This window comes from Sphingomonas guangdongensis (genome assembly GCF_900199185.1).
Taxonomy (GTDB): Bacteria; Pseudomonadota; Alphaproteobacteria; order Sphingomonadales; family Sphingomonadaceae; genus Sphingomonas; species Sphingomonas guangdongensis.
Window position 1 is genome coordinate 223128 of record NZ_OBMI01000001.1, and the last position, 22154, is coordinate 245281.

The following is a 22154-nucleotide window of genomic DNA, read 5'->3' on the forward strand; positions in this document are numbered from 1 at the left end:
AGGACGCGAGGCGTTTGCGGTTCTAGGCTCCCGCCTTCGCGGGAGCACCGCCGTCCTCCGCCGATCCCTCCACCGCCCAGCGCATATCGCCCTTCCCGAGCACGCGGCCGTCGTGCGACTGCACCGTCACCTCGCGCACGGGCAGACCATCGGCGACGTCGACCAGCACCGGCTGCGCCGTCGTGCCCGTCTCCCACCGCTCGCCCCACTGCCGCAGCGCGACCAGCGTCGGGGTGAGCGCCCAGCCCTTCTCCGTCAGCCGGTACTCAACGCGGCGGCGATCATCGGGCACCGGCCGCCGCTCCATGATTCCACGCTCGACGAACCGCGCGAGCCGGTCGGCAAGGATGTTGCGCGCGATCCCCAGGGTGGACTGAAAATCCTCGAAATGGCGCATGCCGAGAAATGCGCTGCGCAGGATCAGGAAAGCCCAGCGCTCCCCCACCACCTCCAGCGCGGCCGGAAGGCTGCACTCCGAAGAGAACTCTACGAGTTGCTCACGCGCCAGCTTCGCCATCACTCCTCCATAGCGCACTCACGCTCTTTCGTGAAAGGCCGGTAAGTATCATATTGCAACTCAACCTTGAGCATGTTAGTTTCAAATCGCAACCGAGTCGGAGGTCGTGATGAGAAATCGAGCTGCGTTGATGTGTGCGGCACTGCTGCTTCTGCCGGCCGGAGCAGCGGCACAGGCGAGCGGGTACAGCGCGGTGCCGATCGCAATGCCTGCCAAGGCGAACGTCATGACGCGCGCCACCTTGTGGAAGTGCGCGGGCGACACCTGCACCACGCCCCAGTCGGACGAACGCGACGCGGTGCTGTGCCAGCTCGCCGCCCGCGAGATGGGCATCCTCACCGCCTTCACCGCGCGCGGCGCCCCGTTCGATGCCGACGCGCTCGCGCGCTGCAACGCCCGCGCACGCTGAGGTGCGGCACCGCAGCACGAAAAACGTTGCAAAACCGCGCGGTGCCGCCCCATCTACTCACCTGTGCTGCGCCAATATGAACTCGTCGATCGGGTCCTGAGTTACGATCCGCAGGCCAACGAGGCCATGCTCAACCGCGCCTATGTATTCTCGGTCAACGCGCACGGGACGCAGAAGCGGGCAAGCGGCGATCCCTATTTCAGCCACCCGATCGAGGTTGCGGGCATCCTGACCGACCTGCACCTCGACGACGAGACGATCACCACCGCGATCCTTCACGACACGGTGGAGGACACGGTCGCCACGTCGGAGGAGATCGAGCGGCTGTTCGGACAGAACGTCGCACGGATGGTCGACGGCGTCACCAAGCTCAGCAAGATCGAGGCCGAGACGGAGAGTCAGCGCGCGGCGGAGAACCTGCGCAAGTTCCTGCTCGCCATGTCCGACGACATCCGCGTGCTGCTCGTCAAGCTCGCCGACCGGCTCCACAACATGCGCACCCTCCGCTTCATCGCCAAGCCGGAGAAGCGACGCCGCATCGCCAAGGAGACGATGGACATCTACGCGCCGCTCGCCGAGCGGATCGGCATGTACGAGTTCATGAAGGAGATGCAGACGCTCGCCTTCCGCGAGCTCGAGCCAGAGGCGCATGAATCGATCACCAAGCGGCTGGAGGCGCTGGAGAGCGAGGGTCACCGCGTCGACAAGATCGCGGACACGCTGACCACCCTGCTCGAGCGCGGCGGCATCCACGCCGAAGTGTCCGGCCGGCAGAAGCACCCTTATTCGATCTGGCGCAAGATGTCGGAGCGACACGTCAGCCTGGAGCAGCTGTCGGACGTGATCGCGTTCCGCGCGATCGTGGAGACGGAAGAGGAGTGCTACCGGGCGCTTGGCCTCATCCACCGCAAGTGGCCGCTCGTCCCCGGCCGCTTCAAGGATTACATCTCGACCCCCAAGCGCAACGGCTACCGTTCGCTCCACACCTCCGTCTTCTTCGGGGAGAATACCCGAGTCGAGGTGCAGATCAGGACGCGGGCGATGCACGCGCAGGCCGAGTACGGGATCGCGGCGCACTGGGCGTACAAGCAGAATGAGGTGCGCCCCGACACCCAGGTCAGCTGGGTCCGCGACTTGGTCGAGATCCTGGAAGCGGCGGACAGCCCGGAGGAGCTGCTGGAGCACACCCGGATGGCGATGTACGCCGACCGCATCTTCGCCTTCTCCCCCAAGGGCGAGCTGATCCAGCTTCCCAAGGGCGCGACCCCGATCGACTTCGCCTACGCCGTTCATACCGATCTCGGCGACCAGGCGGTGGGCGCCAAGATCAACGGCCGGATGGCCCCCTTGCGCACCGAGCTGCAGAACGGCGACAGCGTCCAGATCCTGCGGTCGAAGGCGCAGACGCCGCAAGCCAACTGGCTCAACTTCGCAATTACTGGCAAGGCGCGCGCCGCGATCCGCCGGCACCAGCGCAACAAGGAACGCGACGAAACGCTGGCACTCGGCCGCAAGCTCTACGACGACATCGTCCAGCGCCTGCCGACCCCGATCGGCACGGACGCTGTGCTCGCGGGGCTGCAGCGGCTGAAGCTCGCCGACGAGGACGCGCTGGCGGAGGCGATCGCCCGTCGCAAGCTCTCCGACGCGCAGGTCATGGAGGCGCTGATGCCGGGATCGGCCGGCGGCGAGGACGCACACCGCGCGCCGCCGCAGCGCCACGCGATCACGATCACCGGGCTGACGCCGGGCGTCGCCTTCGACCTCGCCGAATGCTGCCGGCCGGTGCCCGGCGACCGCATCGTGGGCATCCGCCGCGAGGACGCGGGGATTGCGGTGCACGAGATCGGCTGCCCCAACATCGGCGAGGACGGTGACTGGGTCGACCTCGCCTGGGGCGAGGGCGCGGAGGGCGGGATCGCGCGGATCGCCGTGACGCTGAAGAACGAACCCGGCGCACTGGGCGCGATCGCAACCGTGATCGGCGGGCACAAGGCCAACATCCTTGGGCTGCGGATGGACAACCGCGACACGACCTTTCACACCAACACCATCGACCTTGAGGTGCGCAACAACGCGCATCTCACCCGCCTGCTCGCTGCGCTGCGCGCCGCCGACGCGGTCAGCGACGCCGTTCGCGCGTGAGGGCACACGGACTGCTGCCGATCGCGGCGGTCCTGCTCGCCGGCTGCGACCGCCCCGCCGCTCCTGCCGATGACGAGGTGCCCGCGTCGGAGAACGCCCAGCGCGCGGCGGCGATCGCGAGCGAACGGGCCTGGATCGATCGCATGCGGTCCGACACGCAGCGCAACGCCGCGCTCGCCGCCGCGCTCGACAATGCGGCGATGATCGACGACCCGTTCGCCCACCTGTTCACGCCGGAGCCGGTGCCGACCCCGGCCGCCGAGCCGACGCCGCCTACACCGGCCCCGCCGCCCAGCGAGGACGAGCTGCGCGCGGCGGAAGCCGCGGTCCGCAACGCAATGAAGGCACGCAGAGCAACTGACGCCGCGCCTCCCGATCTTGAACAATAGTTAGTGGCCTAAGCATCTCGGTGCATGATCATACCCTATTCGGGGTATTGGCCGTTCGATGTACCGAAATTAGAAGGTTCAGGGGCGGAGATCATACGAATTAGACACAAGAACGGCACTTTAGTATAGTATCCGAAACTCGTAGCCTCGCTGATTCGAGTTCGCTCATCGTTGATTAGATTGAGTTTTCATGACTGTCCCCATCGGGGGACAGCGAGCTCGCGGAGAGAATAGGGGTCGGGGGAGGATCGCTATGCAAGCCAAGGTCAACGTCGCCTTGATCGGCAAAAATCTCATTTTGCGGGAGGGGCTGCAGCGCATTCTCTCGGATGCCGGCTTCGTCGTAAGCCAATCGCTCGACGTCGCCGGCCGATTTTCGGAAACAGAAGCAAACCCTGTCGCTATCCTCCTGGACGAGTCCCGGCTGACCTTGCGCGACGACGTGGAGCATATCCGCTCGACCTCTCCCGGGGCCCGCATCGTCTGCATGGTCGCCGACTTCGACTATAATGACATGTGCCGGGCCTTTGGCCTCGGCGTCGATGGACTGCTGACCCGCGAGATCGCCTGCCCTTCGCTGATCGCGAGCCTTCAACTGGTCGCGGCCGGCGAAAAGGTCGTCCCATCGAAGCTCGTTGAGACGCTGAAGCAACTTCAATCGACCCAAGTGACCAGCCATGCGGAAGCCGCGATCAGCAGTGCGCGGTTGACCGAGCGCGAAGTAGAGATCCTGAACCTGCTCTCGCTCGGGTACCCGAACAAGCTGATCTCGCGCAAACTGGATATCAGCGATGCGACCGTGAAGGTTCACGTCAAGGCCCTGATGCGCAAGCTCCAGGTGCAGAACCGCACGCAAGCCGCGATCTGGGCACGCCGGCAGGGTCTCCCACAGGTCCCCGCCGACTCTGTGCCGGAGCCGCGCGTCGGCGTGAACTGCTGACCCGACAGTAACGAACGCCGCCGCTGGCTATCAGTTGCCCGTTTTTGCTGATGGATTGCCGTGGTTGCTCTTCCGGCCGAGCGGTCCAGCCTCTAAGTTGCGACGGATCAGCGAGGATTCGTCCGTTTGCTCCTTATTCCGGACCCTTTCGCATGACTGACGGCGGCACGCCGCTGTCGCGCGTCATCGTTGTCGACGCCTTGATGCGCCAAGCGGCACTCGATCTCGGCGTCGCCAGCGATCCTGCCCTCGTTGATGCGAGTGCATCGATCTCGCGGATCTATGCGGGCCTGCTCGATGCCGGAGCGGACCAGGCGGAGGTAGCTCTCGCCGCGCTCGGCGCGATGATCGGCCTGTTCGACCATGCCGGATTGCTGGCCGAATTGCCGGCAGTGCTTCGCCAGGCCGCTGATACGATCGAGGACGAACAGCCAAAGCCTGCACCACCATTCATTCGGTGATCTGGGGCCTTGAGCTGCGGCGCTGGTCGGCCGTCGCGGCAATGGCACCGTCTTCTTCGATTGCGAGGCAGATTGGCGGGGTCAGGCCGGCCAGCAGGACCGCGAGTTCGAGTTGTCCGCCGATACCCAGCTTTCCATATATCCGCTTCAGGTAGGTCCGCGCGGACTGCGGCGACAGGTGCAGTGCGGCGCTCGCCTCGGTCAACGCGCCTTGCCGGACGAGCGTCGCGAGGAACCTGGCTTCGGAGGGTAGCAGACCGAAGATGCCGGCGAGCTGGCGCGTGAACGCCTCGATTGGCAGCTGCGGCACGGCCGCCAGCACGACATCGCCGTGGACGATTGAGGCAAGCGGCTGCAGCAACAGCAACGACCGGATTGATCCGCGCAGATCGATGATGTGCGGCCGTGATGCCGAGGCGTGCCCGTTCGAGGCCGGCCTGGCGAGGGTCGACCAGATGACGTGGGTGACGCCGGGCTGCCGCGCCAGCAGACGACCGTCCAGACTGACCGAGAGAAGATCGCCGGCGCGCAGCATCTGGCGGGCGACCTCGTTGTTCCACAACAGGTGACCGCGCCGGTCGAGCAGCATGAGCGCGACCGAGAGACTGTCCGTCACTCCTTCGAGATAGCGCAACTGGATCGCGCGCTGCGCGTCGAGACTGCGCGACAGGGCATGGCGGCTCAGCACCGCCCGTAGGCGGACCTCCCGATCCGGATCGATCGGCTGGCCATGTCGGCTACCCAGCAGCAGCCAGAGCGCCTGTGACTGGTCGACGCTGCTGCAACTCGCGCGAAGCAAGCTGCACGGAAAGGGCGCCGGACAGTCCAGCGCGGTGAGATCGAGTTCCGACATCACGTCGGTGTTGATGCCGATCTGATGCCGTCGTTCGTGCAGCCAGGGCAGGAACTCGGCGACGCGAATATCCTCAGGCTGAAGCCCGGCGGCGAGCAGCAGCTCGCACGGGCCGGCGACGCCACGTTCGACCACGGCGATTGTGATGTCGCATCCCGACTGCTCGCGCAGCATGTTCCAGACCACGTCGTCGTGCACGACCGTGATCGTCGCCGGATCGGGCGCGTCCGCAACCGGTGCACTGGTGATCATGAGGGAAAGGCGACCTGTTCCAAGAGCGAGCAGGTAGCAGCCAGCGCTGATCCAGCCCGATGCTATTAAGCATTACCCCTATTCGGGTGGCGTCGCGCCCACGCGGCGGACCGCTAGCGCAAAAAGGATGGGTGGGAGGGGGATGAAGGGCCCTCCCACCCGACGTCGGGGGGCTACCGACGTATGGCTAGCTGCCGATCAGACGAACTGAACCAGGTCGTAGCCGGCGTTGCCCTGGCTGAAGGCGTTGATGTCCGCGATCGAGTCGAACGCGAACACGCCGGGCAGGCCGCTGGTCAGGCCGTTGACGACGATGGTGTGCGCACCGAAGGTGATGGTGGTGTTGGTGCCGTTGTCGGACACGACAAAGGCCGCCAGGTTCACCATCAGCGGATTGGCGACGTCGATCTGGATCGTGTCCTTGTTCGCCATGGACAGGTCGAGGATCGTGTCGGTGCCGCTGTTGTCGTTGTCGCCACCGTCCTGGTCGAACCAGAAGACGTCCCGGCCGCTGCCGCCACGCAGCGAATCGTTGCCGTTGCCGCCGACCAGGAAGTCGTCGCCATTGCCGCCCGACAGGACGTCGTTGCCGTCGTCGCCGTAGACGCGGTCGTTGCCGGCGTCACCGTAGACGAAGTCGGTGCCCTCACCGCCGTAGACGGTGTCGTTGCCGGCGTCGCCGTGAACGACGTCGTCCCCGAACTCGCCATCGACAAGATCGTCGCCGCTAGCACCGGACAGGTTGTCGTTTCCGAGATCACCGTAGAGGCGATCGTTGTCGTCGCCGCCATCCATGGTGTCGTTGCCGATGCCGCCGAACATGTAGTCGACACCGTCATTGCCGAACAGGATGTCGTTCCCGGCGTCGCCGTAGATGTCGTCGGCGCCGGAGTTGCCGTAGATGGTGTCGTTTCCGTCACCGCCGCTCAGATAGCCGCTCTCGGCCAGATCGATGTCGCCGTCATTGTCGGCACCGCCGTAAATGACGTCGTCACCATCCTGACCGAGGATCCGGTCGCCGCCGCCTTCACCGAACAGCGTGTCGTTGCCGGCGCCGCCCTCGATCAGGTCCGCCCCCTGCTGCCCGTGGATCGCGTCAGCACCGTCGCCACCGAACAGGAGATCGGCTCCGGCACCGCCGTAGATCTCGTCGTTGCCGCCGTCGCCGAACATCTCGTCGACTCCATCGGCACCGTTCAGGACGTCGTTGCCCTCACCGCCCGAGACATAGTCGTTACCGGCGCCCGCCTGGACCCAGTCGGCGCCGACGCCGCCCAGGATTCGGTCGTTGCCGGTGTCGCCGTACAGCGTGTCGTCGCCTTCGCCGCCGTCGACGAAGTCATCGCCGAGCTGGCCGTCGATGCGGTCGTTGCCAGCACCGCCGAGGAGCGTGTCGTTGCCGCCCTCGTCCGTGTCGATGCCGTCGCTGCCCGGCACGCTGCCATTGTCGCCACCGGGCGCGTCGTTGCCGTCATCGCCGTAGATGAAATCGTCACCGGTGCCGCCATCAACCGTGTCGGCACCTTGGCCGCCGCGGATGGTGTCGCTACCCGAGTCGCCGTTGACGCGATCGTTGCCGGTGCCAGCCCAGATTGTGTCGTTGCCATCGCCGCCCGAGATCATGTCGAGGCCGCTGTTGCCCTGGATCAGGTCGTTGCCGGTGTTGCCGAGCATGACGTCGTTGTCTTCGCCGCCGGACATGTCGTCGTTGCCGTCGCCGCCGGACATCTGGTCGTTGCCGGTGCCGCCGTTCAGCTTGTCGTCGCCGGTCTCGCCCCAGATGGCGTCATTGCCGGAATCGCCCGACATGACGTCGCCGCCGCCGCCGCCCCACATGGTGTCGTTGCCGGCACCGCCCGTCATGTTGTCGATGCCGTCCATCCGGCTGACAACGCTGTTGGTGCCGGTGGAGGTATCGACCTCGTCACCGAACATCAGGTCGTCGCCGTTGCCGCCCGACAGCCAGTCGTTGCCGCTCGCCAGACGGGTTGCGTCCGTGCCCGGCAGAGTGTCCGATCCGGTTCCGCCGATCAGCACGTCGTTGCCGTCGTTGCCCTCGATAATGTTCTGATTGTAGTTGCCGAAGACGATGTCGTTACCGCCCATGCCGCGGGCATTGGCCGGCTGGAACGATGCGGATCCCGGTGTCCGCAGGTTGATGAAATTGTTCAGGTCGTCGCCGGTCTGCCACGCCGAACCGGTCGGTGCGGTCGACGGCAGCGGGGTGACGGGCGTATCGGGCCCCGAAATCGGGGGCGCTGGACGAGTGCGTGCCATGGTGCTCTGCTCCTTGAACTATCCCTCCGCTCGACTGAGCGTGCGCCGACTCATCGCCGGACGCGGGCAGAGCAATGTCAGCGTAGCAACGCACCCCGTATCCCCGGACAGGGACAAGATTCCAAAGGGTGACGCGGCCCAAAAGTAGTACTTTGTTAACCAACGCAAATAACTAAGCTACGGCGGAACAAAGGATTATTCGGGCACCGACGCCGCTTTTTGGCGTTCGGCGCAGAATTGGTCCAGAATTGGGACAGTTCTTATTTGAGGAGTCGGTCAGCTCACTTGTGATCAACGAACGTGCTGATGGCCGGTCCGATGAAGCCGATCGCCTCTACCTCGCGGGTCGCGGGCAGGACGGCCACGTCGTAAAGTTCGGTCACCTCCGCCTCGAAGCGCAGCCACTCAAGGGTGCGTCCGCGCTCCAGGTCCACGACGATCAGCCCGCAGCGGGCGGCGCTGTCGCGCGCGGCAAGTTCAGCGTCGAGCGCGAGTCCCTCGAAGCTGTGATTCCGTCGCGGACGCGAGAGGCCGATGATCGCGTGAGATCCGGTGATCGCGAGACCGCGCGCGAAGCCCGGGCAGAAGGCGATCTCGTCGACTGACCCGGACTGCCGGTCGATCGAGACGAGTCGGCCGCGCCCGGAATCGAGCAGCAGCAGTCGCCCGTCGTGCACGCGCGGCGAGTGCGGCATGGACAGTCCGCCGGCGATCACCTCTCCGCTCGCGATGTCGATGGCGACGCCGCCGTCCCGCCGCCGCTCGCGCCAGCCGTCCAGCACGTCCGACCGGCTGACCGCGGTTGCGATCGAGGTCCGGCCATCCTCCGTCGCCAGGCCGTTCAGGTGGCAGCGATCCTCCTGCGTCACCGCCGAGATGAAGGCGGGACGCCACAGCGGTCGAAAACTGGCATTCGTCGCCACGGTCGCGATCAGGTTGAAGGCGGTGGCGACAAAGACCGGCGCTGGTCGACCCTCCACATCGCTCAGCGCGATGTCGTGGATGTCGATCGCGCCCGTCACGAACCCCTGCCTGGGCACGAACCGGGTCAGCCCCGGATCGGAGTCGTCCGCGGTGCGGGTGAAACGCCACAGCATCGCCTCGCTGCTCACCAGCAGCTCGCGTCCGTCACTCCAGAGACCCTGGCAGCGCGGCAGCCGGCGCTCGTGGACGCGCAACGTCCCGTTTGCGCGGCGGCTGATGAAGATCAGCCGACCCGTCTGATAGGTTGTCAGCGCGATGCTGATGTCGTGGTGCGCCAGCCAATCAGCAAAGCCCGGCGACGCCAGCACTGGCGCGGACACCGCCTCGGTCGAACCATATTCGGCCATTCGTCCCTCCCCCGAATACAACCAAGTCATAATCGCGCCGGAAAGCAAACGGATGATCCTTGGTCGTACTACCTTTGAGCGATTGCTCGCCTCTCGCCATCACCGCCAACATGTCCGCGAGTGGGGGCACCGGTGTGCCATGCATTCCTACGGGTCAAGCAAAGGGCGTCACTGTGGCAATCGCTCCAACACTGAGCCAGTTCTCATCCGCTGCTTCCTTTGGAGAGGCGTCGGTCAACGCGGGTCCGCAACTCATCGATGTGAGCGTCGTCTTCGGTGATGCCGATGGCGACCTGAACGGAGCTGTGCTGACCGTTACCGGCCTGCTTGCGGAGGACCGGGTCAGCCTCCTGCCGAACGGCAGCGGCCCCGGGCAGGTGCAGATATCCGGTAGCGACGTGAGCGTCGGCGGTGTCGTGATCGGTGCCATCTCCGGCGGCGTCGGCGCGACCTTTCGCGTAACGTTCAACGCCCAGGCGAGCGTGGCTGGGGTTGACGCCGTGATCGAGCGGCTCGCCTATGCCAACATCAGCGACGCGCCAACGGCGCTGCGCACACTGGTGGTCAACCTCGTCGACGCAGCCGGCCTGGGACTGACCGGTCCCGCGACCTTCGCGCAGTTGACCGGTGCCGCCAACCCTTTCGGTGCGATCGACATCGGCACACCCTCGCAGCCCGATGGCTTCTCCGCGCCCGCGCTCAGTGACATCGACAACGACGGCGATCTCGATCTGGTCGTGGGAGAAGCGTTCGGGTCCCTGCTGCTCTTCCGCAACAATGGCGGCACCTATGCTCAGGCAACCGGCGCGGCCAACCCGTTCAACGGTGTCAACATCGGCTACGCGGCGACGCCATCATTCGGCGACTTCGATGGCGACGGGGACGCCGACCTGATCTTCGGCGGCAATGCCGGCAACATCCGCGCCTTTCGCAAGACCGGGACAAGCTTCGCCGAAGTGACGGGTGCGTCCAATCCGTTCAACAACATCTCCGTCGCCACCTATGCCGCTCCGGTGCTCGCCGACTTCGACGGTGACGGCGACGCTGATCTGGTCGTTGGCGATGGCTTCGGTGGCCTGAACGTCTTTCGCAACAACGGTGGCAACTTCGCTTCCCTGGTAGGGGCGGCCAACCCGTTGTCGGGCATCTCGGTGGCCGATTTCGCCATGCCGAGTTTCAACGACGTCGATGGCGACGGTGACCTCGACCTGCTGCTCGGCGCCGGCAACGGGACGATCCGCCTGTGGCAGAACAACGCCGGCGTGTTCACGGAGCAGACCGGCTCAGCCAACCCGCTTGCCGCCGTCGATATCGGCGACAACGCCGCCCCGACCTTTGGCGACATCGATGGCGATGGCGACCTCGACCTTATCGTCGGGGATGCCGACGGACGGATCAGCGCGTTCCGCAACACCGCCTCGGCCGGAAAGCCGATCCAGGTAACGGTAAACGCAAGCGACGACTCCGCGGTCCCCATCGCCGACGGCGCGTCGGTGCCGGAGGACGCGGTTCCCGCCCTCGCTGTGCTCAGCAACGATCCCGACCCGGACGGGGGCGTCACGACCATTGCGGCGATCAACGGCGTCGCGGTCACCGCCGGCACCAGCGTCACGCTGACATCCGGCGCAATCGCGACGCTCAACGGCAACGGCACGATCAGCTACAACCCGAACGGCCGCTTCAACGCGCTCGTCTCTACCGCGACCGCCGCGGCGACCGGAGCCACCAACACGACCGCGCTCGACAGCTTCACCTACACGGTGGCTGGCGGCGGCACCGCCACGGTCAGCATCACGGTCACGGGCGTCGACGGTACCGGCGATCAGTTGCGCGGCACCGCCGGCAACAACACGCTGACGGGCACGCCGGCCAACGACACCTTCAATCTCGCCGACGGCGGGGAGGATAGCGCGACCGGCGCCGCCGGCCAGGACGGCTTCTATCTCGGCGCGGCGCTCAGCGTCGGCGACTCGCTCGATGGCGGCACCGGCGTCTTCTCCGGGGTGGAGGAGGACCAGGTCGCACTGCAGGGCAACTACGCGCTGACGCTCGGCGCGAACAACCTGCTCCGGATCGAATCGCTGGTGCTGCTGAGCGGCACCAACACCAGCTTCGGCGGAAGCGGCAGTGCGACCTACAGCTACACGCTGGCGTCGGTCGACGCGAACGTCGCCCCCGGCACCCTCCTCACCGTCAGCGGCAATCAGCTGACCGCCGCCGAATCGATGACCTTCAACGGCTCGGCGGAGACCGACGGCGCGTTTCTCTTCATCGGCGGGCGTGGCACGGACACCCTGACGGGCGGCGCGCAGAACGACGGCTTCTACTTCGGCACGGCCGGCGGATTGAACTTCTACGCCGCGGGCGACGTCGTGAACGGGGGCGCCGGAAGCGACGACCAGATCGGCTTCCGTGGAAGCTATTCGGGCGGGATCACGCTCGCCAACAACCTGACCGGCATCGAAACGGTTGTGCTTCTATCGGGAAGCGACCTGCGGTTCGGCGCAGCCAGCAGCTTCCAGTACCAGCTGACGACGAACAACGGCAACGTCGCTGCCGGCCAGACCCTGACGATTCAGGCCAATGGCCTGCAAGCTGCCGAGAGCCTGACCTTCAACGGCAGCGCGGAGACCGACGGACGCTTCACCATTTTCGGCGGAACCGGCGCGGACAGCCTGACGGGCGGCGGCGGTGCCGACACGTTCAACGGACGTGGCGGGGCGGACACGATGACCGGCGGCGCCGGCAACGACACCTTCCGCTACTTTCTGGCAAGCGACTCGCCGAACGGCGGCGGCGACACGATCACCGACTTCACGTTGGGCGATCGGATCGATTTATCGGCGATGGACGCGAACAGCACCGTTGCGGGCACGCAGAGCTTTAGCTTCATCGGCTCGGCCGCGTTCAGCGCTGCAGGCCAAGTGCGCGCGACCAACTCGGGTGCGACCTGGACGATCCAGGCCGACACTGACGGCAACGGGATCGCCGACCTGTCGATGATCGTCATCGTCGCGGACGGTCACGCGATCTCCGCCGGCGACTTCATCCTTTGATCTGATCGAGCCTGCCCGATCACACCGGAGCACAACAATGGAGTACACGATGCCTGATGCGAACCGCACCACCTCCAGCGCCCCGACCATGCGGCAGCCCTGGACCGCGCCGACCGTGCACAAGCTGGCCGCGCGATCCGCGGAGAATGGCTTAAATCCGGTCATCTCGGACGGCCCCTTCTCAATGCGCTCCTGACGGGCAGTCCGTCACGACACGCTCGATCAGGACGTAACGTCCATTCGGCGCGAGAACATCGTCCCTCAAGGGCGCGCCTATTCGTGCCCCGCCGCCGGCCGCGTCTCTCCCATCCCGAGCAGCACCGGGAGGACGGCCGCAGCGACCAGGGCGATCATGATGCCGGGGACGAGCGGCGATCCGGTGTGCTCGATCATCAGGTGCGCAAGGTAGGGCGCTAGGCCGCCGAAGATCGCGGTCGCGCTGGTGACCCCGAGCGCCAGGCCGGAGAGCCGCCCTTCCCCGGGGAACTGCTCGGCAGAGGCGACCGCGCCAACGGCGCTGACCGCCCCGCCCAGCGCCGCGAGCACCAGGACCCCGCCCAACACCGGCCCGGGCGCACCGCCGCTCATCAGCAGGAACATCGCGACCGGCAGCACGGCCGCGCAGCCGCAGGCACCGAGCAGCACCGGCCGGCGTCCGACCGCGTCGCTCAGGTATCCAACCAGCGGCGTGACCGCAATCACCACCAGCGCCGCCGCGGTCGAGAACCATAGCGCCGCTCCTTCCGCCAGCCCGCCGGTGCTGGAGAGAAAGGCGGGCACGTAGGTGATCCCGACATAATAGGTGATCGAGCCGAGCGCGGAGATCGCGAAGCCGCGCGCGATGCCGGTCCGCTGCGCCGCGAGCACCTGCCGGATCGGCGCGGACGGCACGGTGCCCGTCGCCTGCTGCCGCACGAAATCCGGCGATTCCTCCATCGACGAGCGCACGATCCACACGCCCGCCGCCAGCGCCGCGCCGATCAGGAACGGGATGCGCCAGCCCCAGCTGTCGAGCGCCGCGCCGGCGGTGGCGCTCACCGTGACCGCGGCGACCCCGGCCGCCAGCAGCGCGCCGACTTCGCTTGCGGCTGCGGCGAGCGAGGTGACCAGCCCTCGCCTGCCATCGCTCGCCCCCTCCAGCAAATAGGCGACGACCCCGGTGTATTCGCCGCCCACGGAGAAGGCCATGACGCAGCGGAGCAGGAGCAGCAGCCAGCCCGCGATCGGCCCGACCTGGTCAAAGGTCGGCAGCAGCGCGGTCGCGAGCATCGCCGCCGTCATCAGCGCCATCGACAGCAGCATGGTGCGGCGGCGGCCGAAGCGGTCGCCGACATGGCCGAACACGACGGCGCCGAGCGGGCGCATGAGGTAGGCGATCGCGAAACCGCCGAGTGTCGCACCCAGTGAGGCGCCGCTCGCCGAGCCGAAGAAGACGCGCGCGAGCACGGTCGCGAAGTAGAGGTAGAGTGTGAAGTCGTACCATTCGACGACCGTCGAGAAGGCGGCAACCGCCATCGAGCGGCGCGAGACCCGGCGCGGCATCGATGGCTCGGGCGTCACTCCCGTGCCGCGGGCGTCCGGACCATGCATCGTCGGCGCCTCCGTGCGTCGCTGCGAGACCTGCTTCTTCACGACTTCGGCGAGCCGCACAAGGCGCGCGCCTAGCCGGCCAGCGCGGCCACGAAGGCGCGGGCGCGCTCGCCGACCTCCGCCGCCGACATGCCCGGGCGGTAGAGCGCGGAGCCGAGACCGAAGCCAGCGGCGCCGGCGGCGCGCCAGGGTGCCATCGCGTCGGGCGTGATCCCGCCGACCGGCAGCACGCGGGTCCCGGGCGGCAGCACGGCGCGCATTGCGCGGAGCACGGCCGGCGAGGACGCCTCCGCCGGAAAGAGCTTGAGCGCGGCAGCACCCGCGTCCAGCGCGGCGAACGCCTCGGTCGGGGTCGCGATGCCGGGCAGCGACACCAGGTCGCGCGCCGCCGCCGCCGCGATGACCCGGGTGTCGGCGTTGGGGGAGATCACCAGCGCGCCGCCGGCGTCGGCGACGGCAGCGACGTCCGCCACGCGCAGCACGGTGCCGGCGCCGACCTGCGCGCGGCCCGCCAGTGCCTCTGCCAGCCTCACCATGCTGCTGAGCGGGTCGGGCGAGTTGAGCGGCACCTCGATCAGCGTGAAGCCGGCCGCGACCAGCGCCTCCCCGACCGCCACGACCTCCTCGGGCGTGACGCCACGCAGGATGGCGATGAGCGGGCAGCGCGCGAGCGCGGCGTCGAACGCGGCGAGTTGGGTCATGGTCGGTGTGCTCCGATGGCAAGGATGCCGGCAACAAAAGCGTCGTGGCTGTCGACGATCAGCGCGCGGCGGCCGTTCGCCTGGATTGCCGCGAGGTAGAGCGCGCCGAGCGCCGGACCCGCGACGACGTGGATCGTCGACTGCTCGATGGCCGCTATCCGTGCGGCGACCTCGCTGCCGATCAGCAGCCCGCTCGCGAACGACGCCGCGTCCGCATCGGCGCGCGTTCTCAGCAGGCAGGCGGCGCGGATGCCGAACAGCGACGCGGCCAGATCGCGCCGCGCGCCCTCCGCCACGCCCCTCCGAAAGGCGTCGCCGACGCATACCTCACCCGCCAGTTGCGGCGCGAGCACGCTGCCCGCGCGCAGCAGCGCCCACAGTTCGCCCGTCATGGCGGTAGTGAAGTCGACCAGCCGTCCCGCGGCCACCCGCGCCCATTTGGCGTGGGTGCCCGGCTGCACCAGCACCGCGTCGGTCGGGACCAGGCCGGCGGCGACCGCGCCGAGCAGCTGCACCTCCTCTCCCCGCATCACGTCCGCAGCTGTCGCGACCCCGGGCACGATCGCAGTGCGCGCATCGGCGAACACCAGCGCTTGCGCCAGGTCGGCGACGCCCACCGGTGCCGGCAGGTAGCGTGTCTCGCGCCAGCCCAGGGACGAGCCGACCATCCCGGCGAGCAGCATCGGATGGTCGCCGAAGCGCCCGCGGATCGCCGCGACCTCGGCGGCGAAGTCTTCAACCGCCCGCACGCCGCACGCGTCCTGGTCGGTCTGGACGGCGGCGCCGTGCTCGAGCAGGAAGACGCGCCGGTTGGTCGTGCCCCAGTCCACTGCGATCAGCGGCCCACTCACGATTGGTCCGTTCTGATAGCGAGCAGGTCACGGGTCACGCCGGTCATGGGCCCACTTACGGCTTCGATGGAGGCGCGTCGATGCCGGCCGATCGGCGGCGTTCGATGCTGCTTGCTCGGCGATCCGCCGTAGGGCTACGCAGCAACCGTGACCCGCCTTCGATCCCGCACCTGACGACCGGCGACGGACGCCCGTGACACCTCGCTCATGCCCGATCCGCTGACCAGCGAACTGGCGGAGTCGGCGCTTGAGCGGGCGACGGTGACCGCGGTCAACCGGCGCCTGCTGCCGCTGCTCGGGCTCGTCTACCTGGTCGCCTACATCGATCGCCAGAACGTGTCCTATGCCAAGCTCCAGATGGCCGCCGACATCGGGCTGTCGGACGCGGCATTCGGTCTCGGCGCCGGCCTGTTCTTCCTCGGCTATTTCCTGTTCGAGGTACCAAGCAACCTGCTGCTGGTCCGCGTCGGCGTCCGGCGCTGGTTCGCGCGGATCATGGTGACGTGGGGCCTGGTCACCGTGCTGCTCGGCTTCACAACCAGCGGCACCGTCTTCTACCTGCTCCGCTTCCTGCTCGGCGCAGCGGAGGCCGGGCTGTTCCCGGGCGTACTCTACGCGGTGACGCTGTGGTACCCGCAGGCGTATCGCGCACGCGCGATCGGCCTGTTCATGATCGCCAGCGCCGCCGCGAACGTGCTCGGCTCGGCGGTCGCGGGCGTACTGCTCGACCTCGACGGCATGCTCGGACTCGCGGGGTGGCAGTGGCTGTTCGTGGTCACGGGCGCGCCCGCGGTCCTGCTGGCACCGGTCGTGCTCTGCGTCATCCCCGACCGGCCGGACGACGCGCCCTGGCTGTCGCCGGCCGCTCGCGCCTGGCTGGCGGCTGCCCTCGCCGCGGAGCACCGCGACGCCCCCAGCGGGCGAGCGGCGGCGCGCGTGCTCCTCGATCCGCGCGTGCTGCTGCTCTGCCTCACCTTTGTCGGCTTTCCGCTCACCGCCTACGGCCTCAGCTACTGGCTGCCGACGATCGTGCAGGGGTTCGGCGTGTCCAACACCGCCAACGGCTTCATCAATGCGCTGCTGTGGCTGCTGGTCGCGTTCGCCTTATGGCGGGTGCCGCGCTGGGCCGCGCGGCACCCGCACCGGCCACGGCACATCGTCATCCCCGTCCTGATCAGCGCCGCGGCGCTGGTCACGAGCGTGGCGCTGCCGGGTCCCGTGTCGCAGTACGTCGCCCTGTGCATCGCGGCGTGCGCGATCGTCTCCGCCCAGCCGATCTTCTGGACGCTGCCGCCGCGCTTCCTCCACGGCGCGGGTGCCGCCGCCGGGCTGGCTGCAATCAACGCGACCGGCAATCTCGGCGGCTTTGTGGCGCAGGCGCTGATCCCCTGGATCGCCGCGGCCAGCGGCAGCCCGCTCGCGCCGATGCTGTTGCTCGCAGCCGCGCTGATCGGCACGGCGATCGGCGTGGCGCTGGTAGAACGCCAACTTCCCGCATCACCTTCCCACATGAGGACCGCATGAGCGCACAGCCCACCCCACTCGCGATCGTCGGCGTCGGCAAGATCGCCCGCGACCAGCACATCCCCACGATCGCGGCGAGCGACGCCTTCACCCTCGCCGCAACGGTGACACGCCACAACACGCTGCCCGACGTGCCCAATTACGGGAGCATCGCCGAGCTGGTCGCCGGGCAGCCCAAGGTTCGCGCGATCGCGATCTGCACGCCGCCGCGCGGCCGGATCGCCCTGATCCGCGACGCGGTCGCCCACGGGCTCGACATCCTGCTCGAGAAGCCGCCCGCCGCGACCGTGACGGAGGCGGAGGCGATCGTCGCGGCGATCGCGGGGTCGGACAGCGTGCTCCACGTCACCTGGCACTCGCGCGAGGCGGCGGCGGTGGAGCCTGCCCGCGCCTGGCTGCAGGATCGCCGGATCGCGCGGGTGACCGTGTCGTGGCGGGAGGACGTCCGCGTCTGGCATCCGGGGCAGGAGTGGATCTGGGAGCCCGGGATCGGCGTGTTCGATCCCGGCATCAACGCGCTGTCGATCCTCACCCGCATCCTGCCCCACCCGCTGTCGCTCGCGCGGGCGACGCTTGCCTTTCCGGCCAACAAGGCCGCGCCGATCGCTGCCGACCTGGTGCTGGACGACGGCACCGACGCGGCGATTGCGGTCGGCTTCGACTTCGATCAGCGCGGGCCGCAGACCTGGGACATCGCGATCCAGACCGACGACGGCGTACTGACTTTGACGGCGGGAGGATCGGCGATGGCGGTCGACGGCGTCACGCAGGCTGTGCCGGACGAGCCGGAGTATGCGCGGCTCTACGCCCGCTTCGCCGAACTGATCGCCACGCGGCAGAGCGACACCGACCTTCAGCCGTTCCGTCTGGTCGCCGATGCCTATCTACTCGGCGTGCGGCGGGAGGTCGCGGCGTTCGACTGGAACGGCTGAGCGGTCAGGTCAGGGCCGTTCCGGACCGGCCTCCACGCCGAAGCGCCAAATCGTCGTGCTCCGGAACGCCTCGCCCGGGCGGAGCGTCGTGGAGGGGAATGACGGCTTGTTTGGGCTGTCGGGGAAGTGCTGGGTCTCGAGCGCGGCGCCAGCGCGCTTGACCAGCGGTCCGGCACTCCCGGCCGTCTTCCCGTCGAAGTGCTCGGCGGTGTAGAACTGCAGGCTCGGCTCGGTCGTCTCGACCGTCAGCGTGCGGCCGCTCGCGGCGTCGGACAGGAGGGCGACCGGGCGCGGCGTGGCAGTCACGCCACCTTGCAGCACCCAGCCATGGTCGTAGCCGGCGCGCGGCTTGGCCAGGCCATCGGCTGCCTCGATCCGCTCGCCGATCGCATGGGGATCGCGAAAGTCGAGCGGGGTGCCCGCGACCGGCGCCAGGACACCGGTCGGGATGCCGCCCTCTCGCGTCACGATCACCCGGTCGGCGGCGATGCTGAGCCGATGATCCATGACCGTCCGCGCGCCGGTACCGCCCAGGTTGAAATAGGCGTGGTTGGTCAGGTTAACGACTGTAGGCGCGTCGGTGGTCGCGCTGATGCTGGTTGTCACGGCGTTGTCGTCGCCCAGCCGGTACACGACCGTGATCGTCAGCGTGCCCGGGAAACCCTGTGTCCCAGCCGGCGAGACATGGCGCAGCACGGCGCCGACCCCCTGCTCGTCGGAGAAGGGGCGCACGCTCCAGATCGCCCGGTCGGGCCCCTGCCCGCCGCCGCCGTGGAGCGCGTTGGGGCCGCTGTTGGCGGTCAGCTGGATCGTGCGGCCGTCGAGCGGGAAGCGGGCGTCGGCGATCCGCCCGGCGTAGCGCCCGACGATCGAGCCGAACCAGTTGCCTTCGTTCCCGCGGCGGTAATCGCTCTCGCGCCGGTAGCTCAGCACCACGTTCGCGCGGCGACCGGCGCGATCTGGCACCTCGATCCCCGTCATCGTTGCGCCGTAATTCAGGAAGCGCACCCGCGCGCCGCTCGCATTTTCCAGAACATACTCGCGGATGGCGGGATCGTCGTCGACGATCCCGCCGGGGACCTGCGCGTCCGCGGCCGGCACCAGCACGGTTGCGAGCGCGAGCAGCGCTGCGGCGGCCGGCAATCTCACTTCCTGGCTCCGGAAAAGCGCCGATCGGCGGCGAGCGCCAGAAACATGAAGTTCTCGGCCCCGCCGCCCATCACATACTCGCCCTGCTGCCAGAAATAGGGCCACTTCTTCAGCTCGGGCAGGTCGGGCCGGACCAGGTTGGTGCCCGAGATCACCCCGCCGGGAATATAGGACCAGTCGGCGCGGTTGAAACCATAGGCGACCAGCGCGGACTCCGCGCCCACGCCGCTCACGAAGCTCGCCCGGTTCTCCCCCGGGTGCGCGCCCAATACGAAATTCAGCGCGTTGAGCCAGCTCGCGTCGTCGGTCGCCTGCGGCCAGCCCTTCTTGAAGAACCACTGCTGCACGCCGCGCTCCTGAATGTCCCAGCCCGCGCCCCAGATCTTGGGCACGTAGGGAATGCCGTAGGGGCTGTCGGTCTTGGCGCTCTCCTGCACCGACCGCTGGTAGGCGACGACCGCCGCATCGACCCGGCTGCGCATCGCCGCGGGCAGATCGCGGCGGATCGACGCCAGCATCCACGCGCTCTCGCCCGGCTTGGCGACGATCGCGTCGGTCAGTTCGGCAAGCGCCGGGAGATAGTCTCGCCCGCCGGTCGCCTGGATCAGCTCGGCCAGCGCGAACACCTTGTTCGGCACGCTGGTGGCGCGGGGCAGCGCCTTGGCAGTGATCGCCCGCGCAGCCGCCAGCGCCTCGGCCGACAGGGCGGGATTGTCGCGCTTCAGCACCCGGCTGGCCGCGGCAAGCCCGGCCGCCGTGTAGAGCTCGCGGTCCGGGTTGTCCTCCGTGAACACCCAGCGATCGTCGAACTCGACCGGCGTGCCGTTGGCATCGACGCCGAGGCCGGGACGCGGCTTGCGAAACACGTTGTCGCTGAGGTTCACCGCATCGCCGAGCATTGCGTAGGTGCGCAGGTCGGGCTCTATGATGCCGCGGTAGAGCCGCCCGAGCGCCCGGTAGCCACCGAGCACGGAGGCGAGCCCGTGCTCGATCTGCTGGATAGCATCGTTTCTACCATCCGGGTCGCGCAGTTCGACCGACTTCGCCGCCGCGTCGATCCGGGTCGCGTCATAGTCGAGCCCGAGCTCCTCCACCATCTTGGCGAGGACCCAAACCGTGCCGATCTGCGATTCGACGCGCAGGTCGAAATCGCCCGCGTCGTGCCAGCCGCCCGCGTTCAGCCCCGGCACGACCTCGCCCGGCTTGAAGCGGGTCAGCGTCTCCGCTCCTTGCGCATAGCCGTCGAAGTGGTTGAGGCCGGTGCGCGCCATCAGCGCGTCGTCCTGGTGATCGAGCCCGTGCCAGACGCGGTACTTCTCACGGACCAGCATGTGGCACATCTGCACCGGCAGGAACGTGTCGAGCGTCGGCTGCCACACGCCGCGCGCGAACACGTCATTGCCGATCCTGAACGGGTTGGTCTCGCTGCCGCCGTACGCCAGCACGTACATGCCGGGCGCGGTCACGTCGGAGAAGTCGAAGGTGCGATAGCGATAGCGCAGGAATTTGCCCCAGTCGGCGGTCGGCCCTGTCCTCACGACCTCACGCCCGGCGGCGGTGAGGCGGTAGAGCGTCGCTGCGCCCGCAGCTGCACCCGCGGTGGCATCCAGCTCGATCACCGCGCGCTTCGGCTGCGCCGCCGCGTAGCCGACCTGGCTCACCTGGACGACGGGTGCGTAGGTCCAGTTGGGCACCGTGCTCGGCCGCACGACCCACGACACCGCGTTGGCCGTGGCGCCCGCCTTCACCGTCTCGCGCGCGATGAACCAGCCGTTGTTGTGGGCGGACCGCCCGTCGATCAGCGCGATCGTGCCCGTCTCGCTGGTGATGGTCATGCGCTGCTGCTCGCTCTCGGGCGCCACCACCAGGCTGCGCCCGGTTCCGAGCGGCACGCCGAGGACCTGGCCGTTCGGGTCCTGCACCGGCCCGTTCGGTTGCGCGTTGCGCGGCACGGGCACCTTCGGCCCCGTTGTCGCCGCGACCGGACCGCCGGGCTGACGCGGAAAGGTGCCGCCCTTGTCCCCCATCAGCCAGGAGCGGCCGAAGAGATGTTCCGGGAACAGCTCCAGGTTAAAGCCGACCCGGCCGATCCAGGCGGCAGGCACCGGCCGGTCCATGTCGACGCTGACGCGGAAACCCCCGCCCGGCTCCGGCACCACCCGCACTTTGTACGACAGCGACAGGTCGGGGTAGAAGATCGGGTTGAAGCCCTTCCCGTTCTTTTCCGGATCGGGAAAGGACAGCGCCTGGGTGATCGTGCCGGTCGCGCGGTCCACCGTCCGCTCGCCGCCCTTGGGCATCGGTGACCACTGGCCGGGCTCCGCCTCCAGGCGGATGTCGCCGTTGGCCGCCACGCGACGGCCATGCTGGATCACGGTCACTCCGGTCTGGTGGCCGTCGGGGTAGATGTCGTCGAAGACGATGACGTCGAGGCCCGGCCGGGTCAGATAGCCGCGCTCCGACAGCGCCAGCCGGTCGCTTGCCGGCGCCGCCTGCTGCGCGATCGCGGGCACCGTCAGCGCCACCAGCGCCGCCATCGTCACGAACCTGAAGCCCCGCATCACACCCTCCTGCTGCGCCGGGCGGTGATCCTCCCGGTCGTGCCGTGTCGGTCGCAGCCGAGCTGCGGTGTTGTCAATGCGGCAAAGGTCGCGGGCGCGCGGCAGAGGCCGAGCTACGACGCAAGAGCGCCATCAGTCGATGCCGGTCGCCAGCACTGTGCGAAAATAGTGCTGCCGGTGAGGATTGAACTCACGACCTCAGCCTTACCAAGTAAC

At 68.2% G+C, this 22154-nt stretch carries 18 protein-coding genes; 9 read left to right on the plus strand and 9 right to left on the minus strand.

What is annotated here, in order from left to right; genetic code table 11:
* Positions 1 to 22: 22 nt before the first annotated feature.
* Positions 23 to 517 carry a winged helix-turn-helix transcriptional regulator gene (locus tag CRO12_RS01090; RefSeq protein ID WP_097062190.1) on the minus strand — a complete coding sequence of 165 codons (495 nt, stop codon included), beginning with the start codon at positions 515 to 517 and terminating at the stop codon, positions 23 to 25.
* 130 nt (positions 518 to 647) lie between these two features.
* Here CRO12_RS01090 and CRO12_RS01095 point away from each other — a divergent pair, with 130 nt between their 5' ends.
* The 5 genes from CRO12_RS01095 (at position 648) to CRO12_RS01115 (ending at position 4861) form a co-directional block, all read left to right on the plus strand.
* Positions 648 to 926, plus strand: a complete 279-nt coding sequence (locus CRO12_RS01095; RefSeq protein WP_097062191.1) for a CC_3452 family protein — start codon at positions 648 to 650, stop codon at positions 924 to 926.
* A 63-nt stretch (positions 927 to 989) separates the two neighbouring features.
* Positions 990 to 3071 (plus strand): RelA/SpoT family protein, encoded by a 2082-nt coding sequence (locus tag CRO12_RS01100; protein WP_097062192.1) that lies wholly within the window; start codon positions 990 to 992, stop codon positions 3069 to 3071.
* Entirely contained in the window at positions 3068 to 3460 is a 393-nt protein-coding gene (locus CRO12_RS01105; RefSeq protein ID WP_097062193.1) for a hypothetical protein, read from the plus strand. Before CRO12_RS01100 ends, CRO12_RS01105 begins: the two co-directional genes overlap by 4 nt.
* 253 nt (positions 3461 to 3713) lie before the next feature.
* The gene (locus tag CRO12_RS01110) at positions 3714 to 4400 is read left to right on the plus strand and encodes a LuxR C-terminal-related transcriptional regulator (protein ID WP_179640793.1); all 687 of its coding nucleotides are present in this window, start codon (positions 3714 to 3716) and stop codon (positions 4398 to 4400) included.
* Between the two features lie 152 nt (positions 4401 to 4552).
* Positions 4553 to 4861, plus strand: coding sequence for a hypothetical protein (locus tag CRO12_RS01115; protein ID WP_097062195.1), 309 nt, complete (start codon positions 4553 to 4555; stop codon positions 4859 to 4861).
* Here the strand turns inward: CRO12_RS01115 and CRO12_RS01120 are convergent.
* The 3 genes from CRO12_RS01120 to CRO12_RS01130 all read right to left on the minus strand — a co-directional run bounded on the left by CRO12_RS01120 (position 4851) and on the right by CRO12_RS01130 (position 9574).
* A complete protein-coding gene (locus CRO12_RS01120; RefSeq protein WP_144033486.1) occupies positions 4851 to 5912 on the minus strand; it encodes a helix-turn-helix transcriptional regulator in 1062 nt (353 codons plus the stop codon). The genes CRO12_RS01115 and CRO12_RS01120 overlap by 11 nt on opposite strands.
* A gap of 252 nt (positions 5913 to 6164) precedes the next feature.
* Positions 6165 to 8243 (minus strand): calcium-binding protein, encoded by a 2079-nt coding sequence (locus CRO12_RS01125; RefSeq protein ID WP_097062197.1) that lies wholly within the window; start codon positions 8241 to 8243, stop codon positions 6165 to 6167.
* 281 nt (positions 8244 to 8524) lie between these two features.
* Complete coding sequence (locus CRO12_RS01130) at positions 8525 to 9574, minus strand: TIGR03032 family protein (protein WP_097062198.1); 1050 nt, start codon at positions 9572 to 9574, stop codon at positions 8525 to 8527.
* Between the two features lie 260 nt (positions 9575 to 9834).
* Between CRO12_RS01130 and CRO12_RS01135 the strand changes: the two genes are divergently transcribed.
* Positions 9835 to 12630 carry a beta strand repeat-containing protein gene (locus CRO12_RS01135; protein WP_179640795.1) on the plus strand — a complete coding sequence of 932 codons (2796 nt, stop codon included), beginning with the start codon at positions 9835 to 9837 and terminating at the stop codon, positions 12628 to 12630.
* 49 nt (positions 12631 to 12679) lie between these two features.
* Positions 12680 to 12826 (plus strand): hypothetical protein, encoded by a 147-nt coding sequence (locus CRO12_RS17845; protein WP_179640797.1) that lies wholly within the window; start codon positions 12680 to 12682, stop codon positions 12824 to 12826.
* A gap of 77 nt (positions 12827 to 12903) precedes the next feature.
* Here CRO12_RS17845 and CRO12_RS01140 read toward each other — a convergent pair whose 3' ends face one another.
* From CRO12_RS01140 to CRO12_RS01150, 3 genes are all read right to left on the minus strand, one after another.
* Complete coding sequence (locus tag CRO12_RS01140; RefSeq protein WP_425442994.1) at positions 12904 to 14172, minus strand: MFS transporter; 1269 nt, start codon at positions 14170 to 14172, stop codon at positions 12904 to 12906.
* Between the two features lie 119 nt (positions 14173 to 14291).
* Positions 14292 to 14921, minus strand: a complete 630-nt coding sequence (locus CRO12_RS01145) for a 2-dehydro-3-deoxy-6-phosphogalactonate aldolase (RefSeq protein ID WP_097062200.1) — start codon at positions 14919 to 14921, stop codon at positions 14292 to 14294.
* Positions 14918 to 15772, minus strand: a complete 855-nt coding sequence (locus CRO12_RS01150) for a 2-dehydro-3-deoxygalactonokinase (protein ID WP_097062201.1) — start codon at positions 15770 to 15772, stop codon at positions 14918 to 14920. The genes CRO12_RS01145 and CRO12_RS01150 overlap by 4 nt, the downstream gene beginning before the upstream one ends.
* Positions 15773 to 15979: 207 nt before the next feature.
* Between CRO12_RS01150 and CRO12_RS01155 the strand changes: the two genes are divergently transcribed.
* Both CRO12_RS01155 and CRO12_RS01160 read left to right on the plus strand, forming a co-directional pair.
* Entirely contained in the window at positions 15980 to 17296 is a 1317-nt protein-coding gene (locus CRO12_RS01155) for an MFS transporter (protein ID WP_097062202.1), read from the plus strand.
* On the plus strand, positions 17293 to 18228 hold the full coding sequence (locus tag CRO12_RS01160; RefSeq protein WP_097062203.1) for a Gfo/Idh/MocA family protein: 936 nt from the start codon (positions 17293 to 17295) through the stop codon (positions 18226 to 18228). The genes CRO12_RS01155 and CRO12_RS01160 overlap by 4 nt, the downstream gene beginning before the upstream one ends.
* Before the next feature lie 9 nt (positions 18229 to 18237).
* Here the strand turns inward: CRO12_RS01160 and CRO12_RS01165 are convergent, their stop codons facing one another.
* Together CRO12_RS01165 and CRO12_RS01170 are read right to left on the minus strand one after the other, a co-directional pair.
* Positions 18238 to 19371 carry an aldose epimerase family protein gene (locus CRO12_RS01165; protein ID WP_218838838.1) on the minus strand — a complete coding sequence of 378 codons (1134 nt, stop codon included), beginning with the start codon at positions 19369 to 19371 and terminating at the stop codon, positions 18238 to 18240.
* 2 nt (positions 19372 to 19373) lie between these two features.
* Complete coding sequence (locus CRO12_RS01170; RefSeq protein ID WP_097062204.1) at positions 19374 to 21938, minus strand: cellulase N-terminal Ig-like domain-containing protein; 2565 nt, start codon at positions 21936 to 21938, stop codon at positions 19374 to 19376.
* Between the last annotated feature and the right edge of the window lie 216 nt (positions 21939 to 22154).

Excerpts from the sequence above, each read along its gene's own strand:
- CRO12_RS01090 (WP_097062190.1), bottom strand. The coding sequence starts at position 517 with ATGGCGAAGCTGGCGCGTGAGCAACTCGTAGAGTTCTCTTCGGAGTGC.
- CRO12_RS01095 (WP_097062191.1), top strand. The coding sequence starts at position 648 with ATGTGTGCGGCACTGCTGCTTCTGCCGGCCGGAGCAGCGGCACAGGCG.
- CRO12_RS01110 (WP_179640793.1), top strand. The coding sequence starts at position 3,714 with ATGCAAGCCAAGGTCAACGTCGCCTTGATCGGCAAAAATCTCATTTTG.
- CRO12_RS01115 (WP_097062195.1), top strand. The coding sequence starts at position 4,553 with ATGACTGACGGCGGCACGCCGCTGTCGCGCGTCATCGTTGTCGACGCC.
- CRO12_RS01125 (WP_097062197.1), bottom strand. The coding sequence starts at position 8,243 with ATGGCACGCACTCGTCCAGCGCCCCCGATTTCGGGGCCCGATACGCCC.
- CRO12_RS01130 (WP_097062198.1), bottom strand. The coding sequence starts at position 9,574 with ATGGCCGAATATGGTTCGACCGAGGCGGTGTCCGCGCCAGTGCTGGCG.
- CRO12_RS17845 (WP_179640797.1), top strand. The coding sequence starts at position 12,680 with ATGCCTGATGCGAACCGCACCACCTCCAGCGCCCCGACCATGCGGCAG.
- CRO12_RS01140 (WP_425442994.1), bottom strand. The coding sequence starts at position 14,172 with ATGCCGCGCCGGGTCTCGCGCCGCTCGATGGCGGTTGCCGCCTTCTCG.
- CRO12_RS01145 (WP_097062200.1), bottom strand. The coding sequence starts at position 14,921 with ATGACCCAACTCGCCGCGTTCGACGCCGCGCTCGCGCGCTGCCCGCTC.
- CRO12_RS01155 (WP_097062202.1), top strand. The coding sequence starts at position 15,980 with ATGCCCGATCCGCTGACCAGCGAACTGGCGGAGTCGGCGCTTGAGCGG.
- CRO12_RS01160 (WP_097062203.1), top strand. The coding sequence starts at position 17,293 with ATGAGCGCACAGCCCACCCCACTCGCGATCGTCGGCGTCGGCAAGATC.
- CRO12_RS01170 (WP_097062204.1), bottom strand. The coding sequence starts at position 21,938 with ATGCGGGGCTTCAGGTTCGTGACGATGGCGGCGCTGGTGGCGCTGACG.